The organism is Mesoflavibacter sp. (assembly GCF_964226795.1).
GTDB lineage: Bacteria > Bacteroidota > Bacteroidia > Flavobacteriales > Flavobacteriaceae > Mesoflavibacter > Mesoflavibacter zeaxanthinifaciens.
Genome location: NZ_CAXQQP010000016.1, coordinates 67,401 through 85,233 on the forward strand (window position 1 = coordinate 67,401; position 17,833 = coordinate 85,233).

18 protein-coding genes are annotated in these 17,833 nt (G+C 29.6%); 7 read left to right on the forward strand and 11 right to left on the reverse strand.

Annotation, left to right across the window (positions count from 1 at the left end; translation table 11 throughout):
* The first annotated feature begins 26 nt into the window (after positions 1-26).
* Positions 27-1,130 (forward strand): WD40/YVTN/BNR-like repeat-containing protein, encoded by a 1,104-nt coding sequence (locus ACEQT4_RS12715; protein WP_370228176.1) that lies wholly within the window; start codon positions 27-29, stop codon positions 1,128-1,130.
* Between the two features lie 31 nt (positions 1,131-1,161).
* On the opposite strand, the gene ACEQT4_RS12720 is transcribed toward ACEQT4_RS12715, so the two are convergent.
* The 7 genes from ACEQT4_RS12720 to ACEQT4_RS12750 form a co-directional block, all read right to left on the reverse strand.
* Positions 1,162-1,626 carry a hypothetical protein gene (locus ACEQT4_RS12720; RefSeq protein WP_027878626.1) on the reverse strand — a complete coding sequence of 155 codons (465 nt, stop codon included), beginning with the start codon at positions 1,624-1,626 and terminating at the stop codon, positions 1,162-1,164.
* 11 nt (positions 1,627-1,637) lie between these two features.
* Entirely contained in the window at positions 1,638-2,114 is a 477-nt protein-coding gene (locus tag ACEQT4_RS12725) for a hypothetical protein (protein WP_370228178.1), read from the reverse strand.
* 33 nt (positions 2,115-2,147) lie between these two features.
* Positions 2,148-2,693, reverse strand: coding sequence for an RNA polymerase sigma factor (locus ACEQT4_RS12730; RefSeq protein WP_370228180.1), 546 nt, complete (start codon positions 2,691-2,693; stop codon positions 2,148-2,150).
* Between the two features lie 208 nt (positions 2,694-2,901).
* Entirely contained in the window at positions 2,902-4,752 is a 1,851-nt protein-coding gene (locus tag ACEQT4_RS12735; protein WP_106676928.1) for an ABC transporter ATP-binding protein, read from the reverse strand.
* Positions 4,753-6,483: a phospho-sugar mutase gene (locus tag ACEQT4_RS12740; RefSeq protein ID WP_370228182.1), complete on the reverse strand. Its 1,731-nt coding sequence runs from the start codon at positions 6,481-6,483 to the stop codon at positions 4,753-4,755. It lies immediately after the preceding gene.
* A gap of 51 nt (positions 6,484-6,534) precedes the next feature.
* The gene (locus tag ACEQT4_RS12745; RefSeq protein ID WP_370228184.1) at positions 6,535-7,488 is read right to left on the reverse strand and encodes a glycosyltransferase family 2 protein; all 954 of its coding nucleotides are present in this window, start codon (positions 7,486-7,488) and stop codon (positions 6,535-6,537) included.
* Between the two features lie 35 nt (positions 7,489-7,523).
* On the reverse strand, positions 7,524-8,054 hold the full coding sequence (locus ACEQT4_RS12750) for a DUF4199 domain-containing protein (RefSeq protein WP_106676922.1): 531 nt from the start codon (positions 8,052-8,054) through the stop codon (positions 7,524-7,526).
* Between the two features lie 159 nt (positions 8,055-8,213).
* On the opposite strand from ACEQT4_RS12750, the gene ACEQT4_RS12755 reads away from it, so the two are divergent.
* The 4 genes from ACEQT4_RS12755 to ACEQT4_RS12770 all read left to right on the forward strand — a co-directional run bounded on the left by ACEQT4_RS12755 (position 8,214) and on the right by ACEQT4_RS12770 (position 10,714).
* Positions 8,214-8,465, forward strand: a complete 252-nt coding sequence (locus tag ACEQT4_RS12755; RefSeq protein WP_027878633.1) for a type B 50S ribosomal protein L31 — start codon at positions 8,214-8,216, stop codon at positions 8,463-8,465.
* A gap of 101 nt (positions 8,466-8,566) precedes the next feature.
* Positions 8,567-9,742, forward strand: coding sequence for a GlmU family protein (locus ACEQT4_RS12760; protein ID WP_370228187.1), 1,176 nt, complete (start codon positions 8,567-8,569; stop codon positions 9,740-9,742).
* A 72-nt stretch (positions 9,743-9,814) separates the two neighbouring features.
* Positions 9,815-10,342, forward strand: coding sequence for a lysoplasmalogenase family protein (locus ACEQT4_RS12765; protein WP_370228189.1), 528 nt, complete (start codon positions 9,815-9,817; stop codon positions 10,340-10,342).
* A 9-nt stretch (positions 10,343-10,351) separates the two neighbouring features.
* Complete coding sequence (locus tag ACEQT4_RS12770) at positions 10,352-10,714, forward strand: hypothetical protein (protein ID WP_370228191.1); 363 nt, start codon at positions 10,352-10,354, stop codon at positions 10,712-10,714.
* On the opposite strand, the gene ACEQT4_RS12775 is transcribed toward ACEQT4_RS12770, so the two are convergent.
* The 3 genes from ACEQT4_RS12775 to ACEQT4_RS12785 are packed head-to-tail and all read right to left on the reverse strand — an operon-like array spanning position 10,711 to position 15,231.
* Complete coding sequence (locus ACEQT4_RS12775; protein ID WP_370228193.1) at positions 10,711-12,309, reverse strand: ABC transporter substrate-binding protein; 1,599 nt, start codon at positions 12,307-12,309, stop codon at positions 10,711-10,713. The two genes, ACEQT4_RS12770 and ACEQT4_RS12775, sit on opposite strands and share 4 nt — an antisense overlap.
* Before the next feature lie 3 nt (positions 12,310-12,312).
* On the reverse strand, positions 12,313-14,055 hold the full coding sequence (locus tag ACEQT4_RS12780) for a hypothetical protein (RefSeq protein WP_370228195.1): 1,743 nt from the start codon (positions 14,053-14,055) through the stop codon (positions 12,313-12,315).
* A gap of 15 nt (positions 14,056-14,070) precedes the next feature.
* Positions 14,071-15,231, reverse strand: coding sequence for an ATP-binding cassette domain-containing protein (locus tag ACEQT4_RS12785; protein WP_370228197.1), 1,161 nt, complete (start codon positions 15,229-15,231; stop codon positions 14,071-14,073).
* A 120-nt stretch (positions 15,232-15,351) separates the two neighbouring features.
* On the opposite strand from ACEQT4_RS12785, the gene mtaB reads away from it, so the two are divergent.
* Entirely contained in the window at positions 15,352-16,683 is a 1,332-nt protein-coding gene (gene mtaB, locus ACEQT4_RS12790; RefSeq protein ID WP_370228199.1) for a tRNA (N(6)-L-threonylcarbamoyladenosine(37)-C(2))-methylthiotransferase MtaB, read from the forward strand.
* Between the two features lie 60 nt (positions 16,684-16,743).
* Here the strand turns inward: mtaB and ACEQT4_RS12795 are convergent, their stop codons facing one another.
* Positions 16,744-17,040 carry a GNAT family N-acetyltransferase gene (locus ACEQT4_RS12795; RefSeq protein WP_027878641.1) on the reverse strand — a complete coding sequence of 99 codons (297 nt, stop codon included), beginning with the start codon at positions 17,038-17,040 and terminating at the stop codon, positions 16,744-16,746.
* Between the two features lie 123 nt (positions 17,041-17,163).
* Here ACEQT4_RS12795 and ACEQT4_RS12800 point away from each other — a divergent pair, with 123 nt between their 5' ends.
* Entirely contained in the window at positions 17,164-17,829 is a 666-nt protein-coding gene (locus tag ACEQT4_RS12800; RefSeq protein ID WP_370228201.1) for an alpha/beta hydrolase, read from the forward strand.
* Positions 17,830-17,833: the final 4 nt, after the last annotated feature.

The following is a 17,833-nucleotide window of genomic DNA, read 5'->3' on the forward strand; positions in this document are numbered from 1 at the left end:
TCTATTTTTATTGAAAATTATTAACGATGAAATTATTCCTTCAGTTTATTATAGCCTTCATGTCTCTACTAATTGTCTTTAGTTGTAAATCTTTAAAAGAAGAAAGTCGTACTGAAAAGGAAGTTAAAAATTTTACTTCAGTTGAAATTGAAACTTTAATTGAAGATTCTACTTTGAATGTTAGAGCTTTGGAATATTTCGATACTAATAAATCCTTTGGCTTTTTGACTTCAACAGGTAATCTTGGAGGAATACTAACAAGAGATAATGAATATGATAATAATGAAATTAATAAAGTAGTGTATCCAACTTTTATAGATAGTACTAATTCAAAATTAAATTTTAGATCTTTAGCTTTAGTAAATAATTTAGGTTTTGCATTAAGTATTGGTAATCCAGCATTGCTATATCGAATAGATTCTGAAGGAGCAATAGATTTGGTCTACCAAGAAAATCACCCAAAAGCTTTTTATGATTCTATGGAATTTTGGAATGACCAAGAAGGTATCGCCATTGGTGATCCTACTGATGACTGTATGAGTATAATTATTACCAGAGATGGAGGAGACACTTGGACTAAATTGTCTTGTGAAGATTTACCAAAAGCTAATGAAGGTGAAGCAGCATTTGCAGCAAGTGATACCAACATTGCTTTAGTAGGCGATAAGACTTGGGTAGCAACAGGAGGAAAATCTAGCCGAATATTGTTTTCGGCAGATAAAGGAAAAACTTGGGATGTTTTTGATACGCCAATTATACAAGGAAAAGAAACTACCGGAATGTATAGTATAGATTTTTATGATGAAAACCATGGTTTTGCAATTGGTGGCGATTATACAGATGCAGATGCTAACCAAAAGAATAAAATAGTGACTAATGATGGCGGAAAAACATGGCAAGTTGTTGCAGATGGAAGTGGACCAGGTTACCGTAGTTGTGTGCAATATGTTCCAAACAGCAATGCACAACAATTAGTCGCGATAGGTTTTAAAGGTATAGATTACAGTGCAGATGCAGGACAAACCTGGAAACATCTAAGCGATGAAGGTTATTATACATTAAGATTTTTAAACGATAGTACTGCTTATGCAGCAGGAAATGGTCGTATTAGTAAATTAAGTTTTAAATAAAAAAAGCAGCCATTTGGCTGCTTTTTTATGTTTAGTCTTTTCGTGCTTCTCGATGTCTACCTCTAAACTCTTCAATCATCTTACGTTTAAAGGTGCGTTCTGCATGCATTAACTTTACAATTTTCTTGTAGCTTATTACTTTAGTAAGTTTATCAATAAAAGCTTTTTCATTTTTTACTTTAGCTTCTTCATTTGCTTGCATTTCTTTAAGTAACGCTTCAGATTCTGATTCGGTAAGTTTTTCTATATCTAAATCTTTTCTTTTCTTTATTGAAGATTGAAAATATTTATGTTTTTCTTCTTCGTGTGCATTATATATTGGCCAAAAGTTTTCGGCTTCTTTTTTTGTTAAGTCAAGTTGCTCTGTAATATGGGCAACTTTTAGTGCTTTTAATTTCTCACTTATTTTTTTTGTGTAACCTTTTTCTTTTTCTAATTGAGCAAAAGTGCTTATAGAAACAAATAATAAGATTATAGTAAATATTTTATTTTTCATGTGTTAAGTTTTTATTCGTCTAAAAAATCTTCTAAATCTATGTCGTCTAAATAGTTGTCTATAGAAATACCGTTATAGTCAATAAAATCTGTTTGTGATAATTGATCGGTTTCAATTAGGTTGCTAATATCATTAAGTTCAACTTCATTTAAAATATAGGTTTCAACAGTATTTGTATCTAGGTTGTCAAAAGTGACTTGTGTTTTAAAAGGATTTAAATTAAAAAATAAAACAAACATTGCTGCAATACTGGCTACTGTAATTATAGTTTTTTTGTTGAATAATTTAATTATTTTAGTCTCTTTAGTTTTGCTTAAAATATTATCCTCAATAGTATCAAAATAATTGTCTGGTGTTTTAAATCCAGAATCTTTGCCAATTTCTTCTAAACTAATTTGAGACATAATTTGGTCTTCAATAGTATTAAAATAGTTATTTGGTGTTTTAAAACCAGATTGTTTGATGTTATTTAAGTTTTCTTTTTTCATTTCAATATTTAGACGCTTTTTTTTAATAAAGGTTTAATCTTGAGTTAAGTAGGTTTCTATTTTTTTTACGGCAATGTGGTATGATGCTTTTAAAGCGCCTTCGCTAGTTTCTAAAATTTCAGATATTTCGCTGTATTTTAAATCTTGAAAGTATTTCATGTTAAATACTAATTGTTGTTTTTCTGGTAGCGTAGCTATTGCTTTTTGTAATTGTAATTGAATTTCTTCTCCTTCAAAATATACGTCACTTTCCAAATTTTTAATTGCTAGACTATTAGTTTCTTCATTATTTATATTTAGTCTTTTTGCGTTTTTTTTAAGGAGTGTTAAGGCTTCATTAGTTGCAATTCTGTATAACCAAGAATATAATTTACTTTCTCCTTTAAAGTTATCTATGTTTTTAAAAACTTTGATAAACGTGTTTTGTAAGACATCGTCTGCATCGTCATGGGATTTTACTATATGTCTAATATGCCAATATAAACGCTCTTTATAAAGCGAAATAAGCTTTTTAAACGCATGATTTTTTTGATCTTGCGATTGTAATTGTGCTATTAATTGGTTTTCGTCTATTATCATATAATTTGTTAGACTATATTTTATTTACATGGTTTAATTGCTTGACAGAATTTAGATTTTTTTAACTAAAGATTAGTTGTTTTTAGTATGGACTAATCGATACAGTATTTTTTTTAATATTTTAAATGCTATTAGTCGTCTCCAAATTTAACAATGAATAAAAAAAGGATAAACATTTGTTTATCCTTTTTGTTTATTTAGAGTTTTGTTAGTCAAAGCTTTGCATTTCTACTAACCTTTTGTACATACCATTTTTTGCTAACAACTCTTGATGTGTTCCTTGTTCTACAATTTCGCCTCTTTGCATAACTACAATGTTATCTGCATTTTGTATTGTAGATAATCTATGTGCTATGACTATAGATGTTCTGTTTTTCATCATGTTTTCTAAAGCTTCTTGTACTAGCTTTTCGCTTTCTGTGTCTAGTGCAGAAGTAGCTTCGTCAAGAATCATAATAGGTGGGTTTTTAAGTACAGCTCTTGCAATACTTAAACGTTGTTTTTGTCCGCCAGAAAGCTTGTTACCAGCATCACCAACATTAGTTTCTATTCCTTCTGGTAGGTCGTTTACAAATTCCCAAGCATTTGCAACTTTTAATGCATCAATTACTTCTGCATCGGTTGCATCTGCTTTACCTAATAATATATTATTTTTTATAGAGTCATTAAATAATACGGAATCTTGTGTAACTAATCCAATTAGGTGTCTTAAAGCGTCTAATTTGACTTCTTTAATATTGGTATTATCTATTAAAATTTCTCCTTTATTTATATCATAAAAACGAGTAAGTAAATTTGCTATAGTACTTTTACCGCTTCCAGATTGACCAACTAACGCTACTGTTTTTCCTTTTTCTACTTTTAAATTAAAGTTTTTAAGAACAAGATCTTTATTGTTATAAGAAAAGTCAATATTATTAACTTCTATAGCATTATTTAGATCATTTAAATCTACAGGGTTTTTAGATTTGTAAAAATTATCTTCTTGGTCGATAAGTTCAAAAACTCGATCTGCTGCTGCTAATCCATTTTTTACAGCGTAAGAGGCTTTAGATATTGCTTTTGCAGGAGTTAAAATATTATAGGCTAATCCCATGTAAGCTAAAAACTCTGATGCTAAAAGTACTGGTTGACCATTAGGTAGTTTTTCTATTAAAACCATTCTACCTCCATACCAAAGTAGTGCGCCAATAGTTAAGATACCTAAAAACTCACTTAAAGGTGAAGCTAAATTGTTTTTATTACCTATAGAAACTCTTAATTTAAAAATTCTATTAATAGAATCGAAAAAAGTAGATTTAACCTTTGATTGAGCGTTGTAGCTTTGTATTACTTTAAGTCCACTTAGACTTTCTTCAACTAAAGAAATAAAAAATCCAGATTCCTTCTGAGCTCTTGTGGATTTAGATTTTAAACTTTTGCCTATTTTGGATATAATAAATCCAGATATAGGAATAAAAATAAAAACAAATAGTGTTAGCTTAACACTTATTTTAAGCATTATAGCAATTGTAAATATGATGGTTAAAGGTTCTCTTACTATAAGTTCGAAAATGAGGAAAAATGAGTTTTGTAACTCTCCTATATCACCAAGCATTCTAGCCATTACGTCTCCTTTTCTTTTTTCTGAATAATAAGAAATAGGTAATGATAGAATTTTATCAAACATTTTTATTCTTAAGTCTTTTAAAACTCCATTTTTAAAATATGTAAGGTTATATGCAGCTAAATAGTTAAACAGGTTTTTTAATAAAAAAGTAATAATAACTATAGATATAACTAGTAATAATGCAAATTGAGGACCTTTTTGTTCTGTTAATTCAGAAATGTAATAGTACAGCAATTCCTTACCATAACTTGTAATTTCTAAAAACGAAGTATATACAGGTTTTTTGATGTTTGTTTTAGTCTCGTCAAATAAAACTTGCATCATTGGTATTAATGCTACAAATGATAACGAACTAAAGAGAGCAAAAAGAACATTGAATATTACGTTAGATACTATGTTTTTTTTATAAGCTTTTGCGTAGGGAATTATTTTTTTTAGGCTTTTATCCATTTAATTAAGTTGCATATCATTTATGATAGCGTCTATTTTTGCTTCCAATTTTTGTTCCGTTATAGTGAAGTCTGACACATTGTCTAAAGTAGTATTTACACTAATGTAAAATTTAATTTTAGGCTCGGTACCACTTGGTCTTAATGCTATTTTACTACCATCTTCTGTGTAATAAATTAGTACGTTAGATTTTGGGATTTCTATCGTTTCTGTAGTGTTGTTAGTTAGGTTTTTAGCTTCTGATAATTGATAGTCTTCAATACGTATAACTTTAGACCCGTTAACTTCTGTTAAAGGATTTTCTCTAGCGTCAATCATCATTTGTTTAATTTGTTGCGCGCCTTCAATTCCTTTTTTGGTCATTGATATAAGTCGTTCTTTATAAAAACCGTGTTCTAGATACAGATTTATAAGTTCTTTGTAAAAACTACTATTTTTTGCTTTGGCTTGTGCTGCAATTTCAATCGCTAGAAGGGAAGAGGTAACAGCATCTTTGTCTCTTACAAAGTCGCCAACCATAAATCCAAAACTTTCTTCGCCACCACCAATAAAGTCTAAGTCCGGAAAGTCTTTAATCATCTTAGCAATCCATTTAAAACCAGTTAGTCCGACTTTGCATTCTACATTATAAGCTTGTCCTAAAACAGACATCATTGGTGTAGATACAATTGTACTGCCAATAAATTGGTTGTTGTTAATTTTGTTATTGTTTTTCCATTGTTTTAAAAGAAAATCTGTCATTAAAACCATGGTTTGATTTCCGTTTAAAAGCGTCATTTTATTATCAAGATCTCTTACTGCAATACCTAATCTATCACTATCAGGATCTGTCCCAATAACAATGTCTGCATTAACTTTTTCTGCTAATTCTAAAGCCATTTTTAAAGCTTCAGGCTCTTCTGGGTTAGGCGAAACTACCGTAGGAAAGTCACCGTTTGGTTCGCGTTGTTCTTCAACAATATGTACATTTTTATATCCAGCACGTTTTAACGTTTCAGGAATGGTTGTTATAGATGTACCGTGTAAAGATGTAAATACAATATTTAAGTTATCTTTTGCGTCTTGACTTGTGTTAAAACTTCCGTTTTTAACAGATGCGTTTAAAAATACATCATCTACATCTTGACCTATGTATTGAATATTTTCTTCTTTTGCTTCAAAGTTAATTTCTGAATATTCAAGGTTATTTATTTCTTGAATAATTTCGGCATCTTGTGGCGGAACTAATTGTCCTCCATCTTGCCAATATACTTTGTAACCGTTATATTCTGGCGGGTTGTGTGATGCGGTAAGTACAATTCCACAATGACAATTTAGATGTTTTAAAGTGAAAGAAAGCTCTGGTGTAGGACGCAAATCTTCAAATAAAAACACTTTAATATTATTTGCCGAAAACACATCTGCAACTACTTTTGCTAGTGTTTTACTATTATGTCTACAATCAAAAGCAATAGCTACTTTTAAGTCTTGATTAGGAAAACTTTTATGTAAATAATTGCTTAAGCCTTGTGTATTTTTTCCAAGTGTATATTTGTTGATACGATTTGTACCAATACCCATAACGCCGCGCATACCACCTGTACCAAATTCTAAATTTTTATAAAAACTTTCCTTTAATTCTTCTGGTTTTAAAGCGATTAAATCTTTTATGTAATCTTGTGTTTTTTTATCGAAAGTTGGCGTTAACCAAGTGTTGACACGTTCTAAAAGTTCTGGGTCAATATATCTCATAACGTAAATAAATTATATACAAAAGTAAGCATTTACAAAATGCTAAAGTTTTTACTCTTTTAAATTTAAAGATTCTTTAATTAAATAGCGTTTTTTGTTTGCGTTTTGACGTAAAATAATTTCTCCTAAAAAACCAGCTATAAAAAACTGAGATCCTAAAATCATTGTTGTAAGTGAAATGTAAAATTGAGGTCGTTGTGTAATTAATCTTCCTGTTGGATTAAAAAATAGCTTATCAATACCTAAATATACAGCAAAACCAAAACCAACAATAAACATAATAACACCTAAAGCACCAAATAAGTGCATAGGTCTTTTTCCAAATCTAGATATAAACCAAATGGTTATTAAGTCTAAAAAACCGTTAATAAAACGATCCATACCAAATTTTGTTTCGCCATATTTTCTGGCTTGATGTTGTACGACTTTTTCACCAATTTTGGTAAAGCCAGCATTTTTAGCAAGTACAGGTATGTAACGGTGCATCTCGCCATTAACATCTATATTTTTTACTACGTTTTTATTGTAGGCTTTTAGTCCGCAATTAAAGTCATTTAATTTAACACCAGATGTTTTTCTTGCAGCCCAATTAAAAAGCTTAGAAGGTAGGTTTTTGGTAAATTTATTATCAAAACGTTTCTTTTTCCAACCAGAAACAAGGTCAAATTTTTGTTTAGTAATTAAGTTGTAAAGTTCTGGTATTTCTTCTGGATTGTCTTGTAAATCTGCATCCATAGTGATTATTACATCACCTTTAGCTTGGGCAAAGCCTGCATGTAATGCTTGAGATTTACCAAAGTTTTTTAAAAATCTAATTCCTTTTACATTTTTATCTTGCTCTTTTAAAGAGCAAATGGTTTGCCAGGATTGGTCTGTGCTACCATCGTCTATAAAAAGAATTTCATAAGAAAAACCATTGGATTTCATGACTGATGAAATCCAATGGTGTAACTCTGTTAAAGATTCTTGTTCGTTAAGTAGTGGTATGACTACTGATATATCCATAATTCAACTTGAAAATTATTTCAAATATAGAATTATTATGCGTTATCATCAGATTTTTTCATGATTAATGCAGCTATTAAACCAATTATACTAAATATAACAAGTTGGATAACTAAAGACTGTAATACGCTACCAATACTAAATTGGTTTGGTTGCTCGCGCATTTTTTCAACGGTTTCAACAATTGATTCTTCTGGAGCGTTCCAGTTTCTCATCATCTCTGCAGTTCCTTCAATAGTTTTTTCCTTTAAAGTTATAGCAGCATCAGGATCAATAACATTGAAAAGAACTATTGCTACCACACTAGCTACAATTAATCCAATTAATACCGTTATGAAGTAAGATGTAAAAGCTTCTTTAAATGATATAAAACCATTTTGAGACTTTTTAGATTTTACTATAGATATAATACCAAAAATAATAATAGCTAAAAGCATTGCTATTCCTACAAATGGATTTGTTAGTAATTCAAGATTAACAGCATACGATACAACGTATACAACAGCGATAAAAAGCCCTAAATACAATCCATAATTAGATGCAATAGATTTAATAGTTTTTTCCATAATATTTTGATTTAAGTTAGTATTTGTAAGTTAGTATAATTTTACAACAAATTGTTACATAAAAAATGAAATAAAAAATTTTAATAAATTTGTTGTTGATTTGTAAAAAATGCTTAAATTTGCACCTCGAATTTAGTAAAGACACAAAAGCATTAAGCGATGAAAAAAGGTATACATCCAGAAAATTATAGATTAGTAGCATTTAAAGACATGTCTAATGAAGATGTTTTTATAACAAAATCTACTGCAAATACTAATGAAACTTTAGAAGTTGATGGTGTTGAGTATCCATTAATTAAAATGGAAATTTCTAGAACATCTCACCCTTTTTACACTGGTAAGACTAAATTAATTGATACAGCTGGACGTATCGATAAATTCAAAAACAAATACGCTAAATTTAAAAAATAAGTTTAGACGCAATCATATATTAAAAGCCTTTCAATATTTTTTGAAAGGCTTTTTTGTTACCGCTAATTAATCTATTTTTATATTTTAATCTAAAAGTTACAATGAATTATATTCTATTTGACGGACCAGTAAGAAACCAATTACTACCATTTACATATACAAGACCAGTTGCAGATATACGCGTAGGTATTTTGACCATTAGAGAAAAATGGGAACAGTATCTTAAAACAACCACAACAACGGTAACCGAAGATTATTTGTCGGACAAATATCCCATGGTAGAAATGGAAGAAAATATTATGCTTAATGCGTCATATTTACCAAACCCAGAATTAATAGAATTAATAATTGGTCTTGAAAAAAATCAAGCAATTTTTAAAGATGAAGACGTTATTGCTTTTTTTACTACAGAAGCCGAAGAGGATATTGATTTTGATAAGTTTGAAGCGATAGAATTTGATAACGATATACTAAAAATAGAGCATACTTGGGATATTTTTTCTAAAAACGGAGAAGCAATACAACAAGATTTTGATTTATTGACTAATGACCGTACATCGCAACCAATACCATCAAGTAATAACGTAATTGCACCAGAAAATATATTTATAGAAGAAGGCGCTAAGCTTGAATTTACAACTCTAAACGCTAGTTCTGGACCAATTTATATTGGTAAAAATGCCGAAATTATGGAAGGCTCAATCATTAGAGGTCCGTTAGCATTGTGTGATAATGCTTCTATTAAATTAGGAGCTAAAATTTACGGTCCGACTACTATTGGTCCATTTTCTAAGGTAGGAGGAGAAGTTAATAACAGTGTACTATTTGGATATTCTAATAAAGGACATGATGGGTTTTTGGGTAACTCTGTTTTAGGCGAATGGTGTAATCTTGGTGCAGATAGTAATAATTCTAATTTAAAAAATAATTACGCAGAAGTAAGACTTTGGGATTATGATACCGAACGTTTTGCTAGAACTGGACTTCAGTTTTGTGGTTTAATGATGGGTGATCATAGTAAATGTGGCATAAATACAATGTTTAACACAGGAACAGTTGTAGGTGTTAATGCTAATATTTTTGGAAGTGGCTTCCCAAGAAATTTTGTGCCAAGCTATAGTTGGGGCGGAGCATCTGGGTTTTCTACATATTTAACTAAGAAAGCTTTTGAAGTAGCAGAAGTAGTAATGTCTAGAAGAAATATAGAGTTTACATTACAAGACAAAGCTATTTTAGAACATGTTTTTGAAATCACAAAAAAATATAGAAAAGACTAAGATTATCTAAAAATTTTGCATTTAATAAAAAAGTATTTTAATATTGGATATACTTAAAACTGCCCCAAGTTTATGAAACTAATATTTAAGGATGTAAAGCTATTCACTTTGCTATACTTTTTGGTGTTTATAATTGATACTTTTATTAAAAATTCTCAGTTTCGTTTCCCTTTTAGATATATTTCTAAGACATTTTTAATCTTAATTTTACTATTATTTTATATAGTTAATCAAAAAGATTTTAAAATTAAAAGGTTATTTCCTTTTCTAACTATCCTTTTTATATACATTGTCTTTGTTGCTTCTTTAATTTTTGACAATTTAGGAGACTTCTTTATACCTGTTTTACTTTACTTTTTTGTATCTATGTTAATCTTCTTATTTGCTTATCTAAGGTATGATGTGGTAAATAGTTTAAGTTTTTATTTAGTTTTTGCAGGTGTTGTATGTAGTGTGTTTTCAGATTCTATATCGGTATTACAATCGTTTTACAATCAAAACTTTGGTCTTAATCAGTATTCTGTAATGTTATTTTACGGATTATTTCAATATCTTGTAGTGCTTGGTATAACAAAAGAGACGGTTTTAATTAATGAATAAAGTAAACTAATGTTAACGATAATTTTAATTATATTTATAGGAAAACATTTTATCAAATTAGCTGAAGCTTATAATAAAAACAAGTGGTTGTATGCTGTTTTAGGAGTAATAAGCTATTATGCAGGATCAATAATAGGTGGTGTTATTATTGGTGTTTTAAGCGAGGTTTTTGGTTGGTATATAGATTGGGAAAATACTTTGTTAATGACCTTGATCGCGATACCTTTTGGTCTTGGTACCGTAGCCTTGTTTCATTATTTATTAAAGAAAAACTTCGAGCAAAATAAACCAGAACCAATTCAAAGTATAGAAGATATTGGCAAATCAATAGAGGAAGAAAAAGAAGAAGAAAAGCCTAAATTCAGAATTTAAAGTTCTTTTTTAACCCTTTTCAACTGCAATAAATTTATAGGATTATTACCTATACCTGAAACTTTTTTTTGTGTAAATCTTACCACTTCATCATAATATAAAGGTACAATAGGTGCTTCTTTTAAAACTAAACTATCCATTTTAGAATATAGCTTAGCACGTTCATCTACATTAGATTCTAAAAAAGATTGTGTGTACCAAGTGTCAAAAGTTTCATCTTTAAAGTGTGTGTAATTTGGTCCGTTTGGCGCAAAATTTTCACTGTAAAACAATGATAAATAATTTTGGGCATCAGGATAATCTGCAACCCAACTTGCTCTAAATAAGTCTAATTTACCATTTGCTTTACCTTCTTTTAAAGTTGAAGCTGGTATTACATCTACATTGACAATAAGTCCTATTTTTGTCAATTCTCTTTGTATATACTCGCAAAAATTAAGGTAATTACTTGTCGTAGTAATGGTTATTTCTGGGTTTAAATTGCCAGTTTTTGTTTTGTAGTTTTCAATAAGTTGCTTTGCTTTTTCTGGGTTATATTCAAAACCAGTATTTTTATTATAACCTGGTAAACCTTTTGGGATAAATCCACCATTTGCGGGTATACCAATACCGTTACGTAAATAGGTTATCATTTTTTTTCTGTCAAAACCGTAATTAATTGCTAATCTTAAATTTTTTGAGTTGATTTCATCTTTTCCACTATCCATAAAAAAGGCTAAATATTCCGTATTTAAATAAGGACCTTTTATGATATTTACGGTTTTGGTGTATTTCTCTCTAAGTTCACCTTTGGTTGTTAAAATTTCATCTTGATAAGAAGCATCTAAGCTATTTAAAAAATCAAGATTACCTTGTGCAAATTGCATAAATTCACTTTGTTTATCTGGTAAAAAAGTTATAGCTACAGCTTCTAAATATGGTAATTGGTTGCCTTTAGCATCAGTTTCAAAATAGTTGTTATTTTTTCTAAAAACTAACTTTATATTTTCTTCCCAACGTTTAAATTTAAATGGACCAGTACCAATTGGGTTGGATCTAAAGTTGGTGCCGTAATATTCTACAATTTCTTTAGGGACTACACTGCAGTACTTCATGGTTAGTAAGCCTAAAAATGCAGGGAAAGGTTGCTTTAGTTTTATAGTAAAAATACTATCGTTTTCAGCTTTAAAGCTTTCTACTTTATTAAAAACCCAACGACCGGAAGAGGCTACTTTTGGATCTAAAATTCGGTTAAAACTATATTCAAAATCTTGTGCTTTTACAGTTCTGGTGCTGTCTTTTTTAAACAATTTATGTTTATGAAAATAAACATCATTTCTTAATACAAATCTGTAAGTTAAACCATCTGGAGAAACCATCCATTTTTTTGCAATACTTGGTATGACTTTTAGACTGTCATTCATTTCAACCAACCCATTAAATAGTTGATTAATAGCCCAAATATCTGCATTGTCTTTAGCAAATGCGGGATCTAAAGAGCCTATGTTTTTGTGTTCATTATATCTAAAAACTAAATGGTCTTTATTGTCTTTTTTAGTTGAATTACAAGACCAAAACAGTAGTAAACTAAAGCTAAAATATAATAAGTGTTTCATTGATTAGTTTTCTGGTGTAGCTCTCCATTTTAAGATAGTATTGCAATATAAGTAAGTAAAAACAATACCAACAACAAATAAAATTAAACTTGACCACAAACCTAAGTCACTTAATAGAACAAAGCAATTTTCAGTTCTTTCAGAATAATCAGGAAATTTTAAGCGACACGCATCGCTTTGGTGTGATGTAATAATAGCCATAATTAATAATACGTAAGCGACAAATCCAGACAATGTTAGATTGATAAAAATACTGCCTACTAGCTTATTTAATTTAGTGACTCCAAATAGGCCAATAATTATTATAATGGATGCAATTAATAATATAAAATACATCATAAAGTATTCAAAATCAATACCACCACTTCTTGAGGTAAAGCCTATAGCAGCTGCTACTAATGATATAAAAATAGTAAGTAATATACCGCTAACAATAGTAAATAAAACAGATTTTAAACTGGTTACTCTAAAACAGAATATAAGTAATGCAATTGCAAAAGCAATCCAAATAAAAGCATGTATGCTAGCATCTATAATAGTTTTGTTTTTTATATCGTCTAAGTTTTCAAATACAATTTTAAGATGATCTGAGTCAAAAAACTTGTTAGTCATTATTTTATCTTGATAGACTTCAAAGTCAGATCGATCTATGTTGGATCTGTAACTTTTTTTGTAAGGATAATCTCTGTTGCTTATAAGGTGTTTTACTTCAAAACCTGTTGGATTGTAAACCATTTTAAACCAGCTGTCTGTGTCTAAATTGGTTTTTATTCTATACTTTTTAGATACTTGTAAAAAGCTGTTTAACAACTGTTTTATTTCATCTGGGTTATTTCTGTTTAATAAATCAAAATTTCCTTTTTGTACTAATTGTTTTTTAGACACATTTCCATATCTATCGTCTAAAGGATTGTATTCATATCTAGAGTATAAATAGTCAACATCGTCTTTATCATAACTGTAAAATATTTTGGAATAGTTGTAATAATTTGGATTAGCAGATTTTAAATATGCAGAAACATCTACAACAGAATCTTTATAAGCATATATTGTGGTAGTGTCTTTATGCTTATAATACACGTAGCCTTTTACATTATAATGAATAGGTTTGTCACTATCATAATAAGAGACAAATTTTAAGTTATAAAACTGATATTTTTTTCCTAAAAAATCAAGATAAGGTTTATCTAAATCAATTTTAGAGTATTCAGTTTCACAATGTAAAGAATCAAAAGGTTTAGGATAAACTAGTCGGTCTACAGTATAGTTTTTTAAAGAGTGCGATAAAAATACACTAGCCTTATTAGCAGTTAAAACTTCATTTTTAGTAATGTTATCAGGATATTTATTGACGATATATGTCTTTAAACCAAAATTATACGAGAAGTAGAAGGTTATCGAAAAAAATATGATAATGAAGTATAATACAAACTGCTTAAATAGCTTAAAAGCAGTTGTTGGATAGTAGTTTTTAAACGCGTTGTTTTTAAACATAAATACTAGCCAAAGTACTAGCATAACTACAGAAATCATCATGCTAAAGAAAATTGCGCCATTATCAAAAAAGATATTTTCTGCGCCTCTATTTTGTAAGCTTTCTGGGTTAGTTAATGTAATTAAACCAAATAAAAAGAATAGAATATGAATTATTAAAGAAGCACCTAACATCCAAACTACTTTGGTGTTCCATAATGTTGGATGACGCTCGATTAAATATTTATTTATTTTAGAAATGAATTGCTGCATTTTGAATAATAGAGATTAGGATACAAAAAAACGTCTGGTAGATTTAGTTATGTTTCTGGTATAGGTCACATCAATTTGATGATTGCCTAGCGCTTCTAAAACTTGATAAAATTGAGTGTTAGCATCAAAATATGCTACATAAATTCCGCCATTAAAAACTAATTTTTCAAGTTGTAAAGGATTAAAAATTTGCTGAAGTTTTTCACGTTCGCAATTACAATCAATTTCTATGATTAGTTGATTTTTTATTGTTGTTTCTTCAGTTTCAGAGTTGTTGTTATCTGTGTATTTTCCGTTTTTTAAATAAATAACCTTATCCGAAACTTTTTCAACTTCATATAATTGTTGAGAGCTTAAAATTAATGCAATAGGATGATTTAGTGAGTTGCAAATAGATTTTAAGTCTTCAAGGATAACTTGTTGTGCTAAAACATCAAGGTTTGCTAACGGCTCGTCAAGTAATAGTAATTCTGGTTGACGCAATAAAGTTCTTGCAAGTTCAAAACGCATTTTGTAACCAGAAGATAATTCGCTCCATTTTAAATGTTTGTAATCCCAAAGACCAAGTCTACAAATCATCATTAAAACTCTGGTTTCATTTTCTTCTGGACTAATTCCATAATTAGACAACACAAATTTTAAGTTGTCTTTTAAACTACCGTACCATTTTTGGGTACGTTGCGGTATGTAAACTAATTTATATCTTAGTTCAAAATCGGTATTTACTTTACTATCAAAATCATAGTTTAAATTACCAGAAGTATGTTTTAACTCTTTAGCAAGTACACGTAAAAGTGTTGTTTTTCCGTTTCCATTTTCACCAACTAAACCATAAACATTTCCTTTTTTTATAGAAAGATTGATAGGTCCTAAACTAAAACTATTAGTTCCATAACTTTTAGTGATGTTTGTTGCTGTGACAATAGGTTTAAAATTGTTGTAAACTTCAATAGGAATTTTAGAAATATCCTCTAAAACCTTCAAGCATTTAGTTATAAACTCGGTTTCGTTATCAGGATGTTTAGATTTCCAATCGGTAACTTCAATAATTTGTTTGTAAATCTCTAAGTTTTGTGTGTCTAAAGCACAATCCATAAGTTTTCTGTAGCCTAAAACAGTATCTTTATTTTCAAAAAAACGATAGACTTCTTGTAGTCTTTTTTCTAATGTAGACATATTGATTTTAAAGGTTTAAACGCTTTTTATAGCAGGAAAAATTACGTATTTTTGCAGCCACAAATTTTAATAGCACTAGGTAAATATAACAAAACTTACTTAGCATAAACACGAATTGCATTGAATAACAAAAAGAAAGTTGGCTTTTATACTTTAGGTTGTAAACTTAATTTTTCTGAAACATCAACCATTGCACGCTCCTTTAAAGACGAAGGTTTTGAGCGTGTAGACTTTAATGATCAAGCAGATATTTATGTTATAAACACATGCTCTGTAACCGAAAATGCAGATAAACGTTTTAAAACCATAGTAAAGCAAGTGCAAAAAGCAAATCCAGAAGCTTTTATTGCTGCAGTAGGTTGTTATGCGCAGTTAAAGCCACAAGAATTAGCAGACGTAAATGGAGTAGATTTAGTGCTTGGTGCTACCGAAAAATTTAAGATTACAGATTACCTAAACGATTTGTCAAAAAATGATTTTGGCGAAGTACACTCGTGCGAGATAGAAGAAGCCGATTTTTACGTAGGAAGTTACTCCATAGGTGACAGAACACGTGCTTTTTTAAAGGTGCAAGATGGTTGTGATTACAAATGCACGTATTGTACAATTCCTTTAGCTCGTGGTATTTCACGAAGTGATACTTTAGAAAATGTACTAAAAAATGCTAAAGAAATTTCAGAAAGAAACATCAAAGAAATTGTCTTAACAGGCGTAAACATAGGCGATTACGGTAAAGGCGAATTTGGTAATAAAAAACACGAACACACATTTTACGAATTAGTACAAGCTTTAGACGTAGTTGAAGGTATAGAGCGTTTACGTATCTCTTCTATAGAACCTAATTTGCTTAAAAATGAAACTATAGATTTTGTAGCCCAAAGTAAAACGTTTGTGCCACATTTTCATATTCCGCTACAAAGCGGAAGTAACGATATGCTTAAAAAAATGAGACGTCGTTATTTAAGAGAATTGTATGTAGATCGTGTAGAACAAATTAAAAAAGTGATGCCTCATGCTTGTATTGGTGTAGATGTTATTGTTGGTTTTCCTGGTGAAACTGATGAGCACTTTTTAGAAACCTACAATTTTTTAAACGAATTAGATATTTCATACTTACACGTATTTACATATTCTGAAAGAGAAAATACAGTAGCAGCTACAATGGATGGCGTTGTGCCTAAAAAAGTAAGATCAAAACGAAGTAAAATGTTACGAGGATTAAGCGTTAAAAAGCGTCGTGCATTTTACGAGTCACAAATAGGTACAAAAAGAACCGTACTTTTTGAATCAGAAAATAAAGAAGGTTACATACACGGCTTTACAGAAAATTATGTCAAGGTTAAAGCACCATGGAACCCAGAATTAGTCAATACGCTTCATCAAGTCCAGCTTACTAAAATAGACGCAGACGGTTTAGTAAGATTTGATTTTGTAAACGTAGAAGTGATATAAAACAAAACATCCGAAGTGATTAACCTCGGATGTTTTGTTTTTAAGTTAAATTAACCCTAATTAGATTCTTACACCAACAGGTAATAACCTTTTAAATTGGCGGTTTTTTCTAATAAATTTAGCAATGTAAGGACTTGTTGGGACAACGCTTAAGTTGCGCTCTTCGATATTATCAAAAACTATTTTAATAAAATCTGTTTTAAACTCGTCATTATCAAGTGCTTCAGGAACAATTAACTTGGTTAAAAAAATCTTTTTTTCTTGAAGAGAATACTCAATTTTAGCAAAATGATCATCTATTTTCAGTTCAAATTGACGTAAAAAATCGTTGTCAATCAGCTCAGCTGCATCAATCATATTTATAAAGTTTTATTAATTATCAAGGAAGTTTCAAAAATAGTACCAAACTATTTTTTAGTTTTATACTACAAATTTACAAAAAATAATAACAACAATAGTTGTTTAAGTTGTTAAAAGCTTATGAATCAGCAGTTAATACCAGTTTACTTAATGCCAGGTATGGCGGCAAATCCTACAATTTTTGAATATATAAAATTACCCGAAGATCAGTTTGAAATTTTTTGGTTATCGTGGAAAATGCCTTTTAAAAAAGAAACTCTACAAGATTATGCCAAACGTATGTGCGAAGAAGTAAAGCATGAAAACCCTGTACTTTTAGGTGTGTCTTTTGGAGGTATTTTAGTGCAAGAAATGAGTAAACATATTAGTGTAAGAAAATTATTTGTTGTTTCTAGCGTTAAGACTAAACATGAGCTGCCAAAACGTATGAAGTTGCTTAAAGTAACAAAAGCTTATAAATTGCTTCCTACGCAATTAATGGGTAATATAGATTTATTAGCAAAATATGCTTTTGGAGAAACGATTACTAAACGTGTAGAGTTGTATAAAAAATACCTATCTGTTAGTGATAAAGCTTATTTAGATTGGGCAATAGAGCAAGTAATATGTTGGGAACAAGATCAACCAATACCAGAAGCTATACACATACATGGCGATAATGATATGGTGTTTCCGTGTTCTTACATATCAAATTGTACAAAAATTAAAGGCGGAACACACATTATGATTATAAATAAGTATAAATGGTTTAACGAAAATTTACCAAAACTAATCCTAGGTATTTAATAAA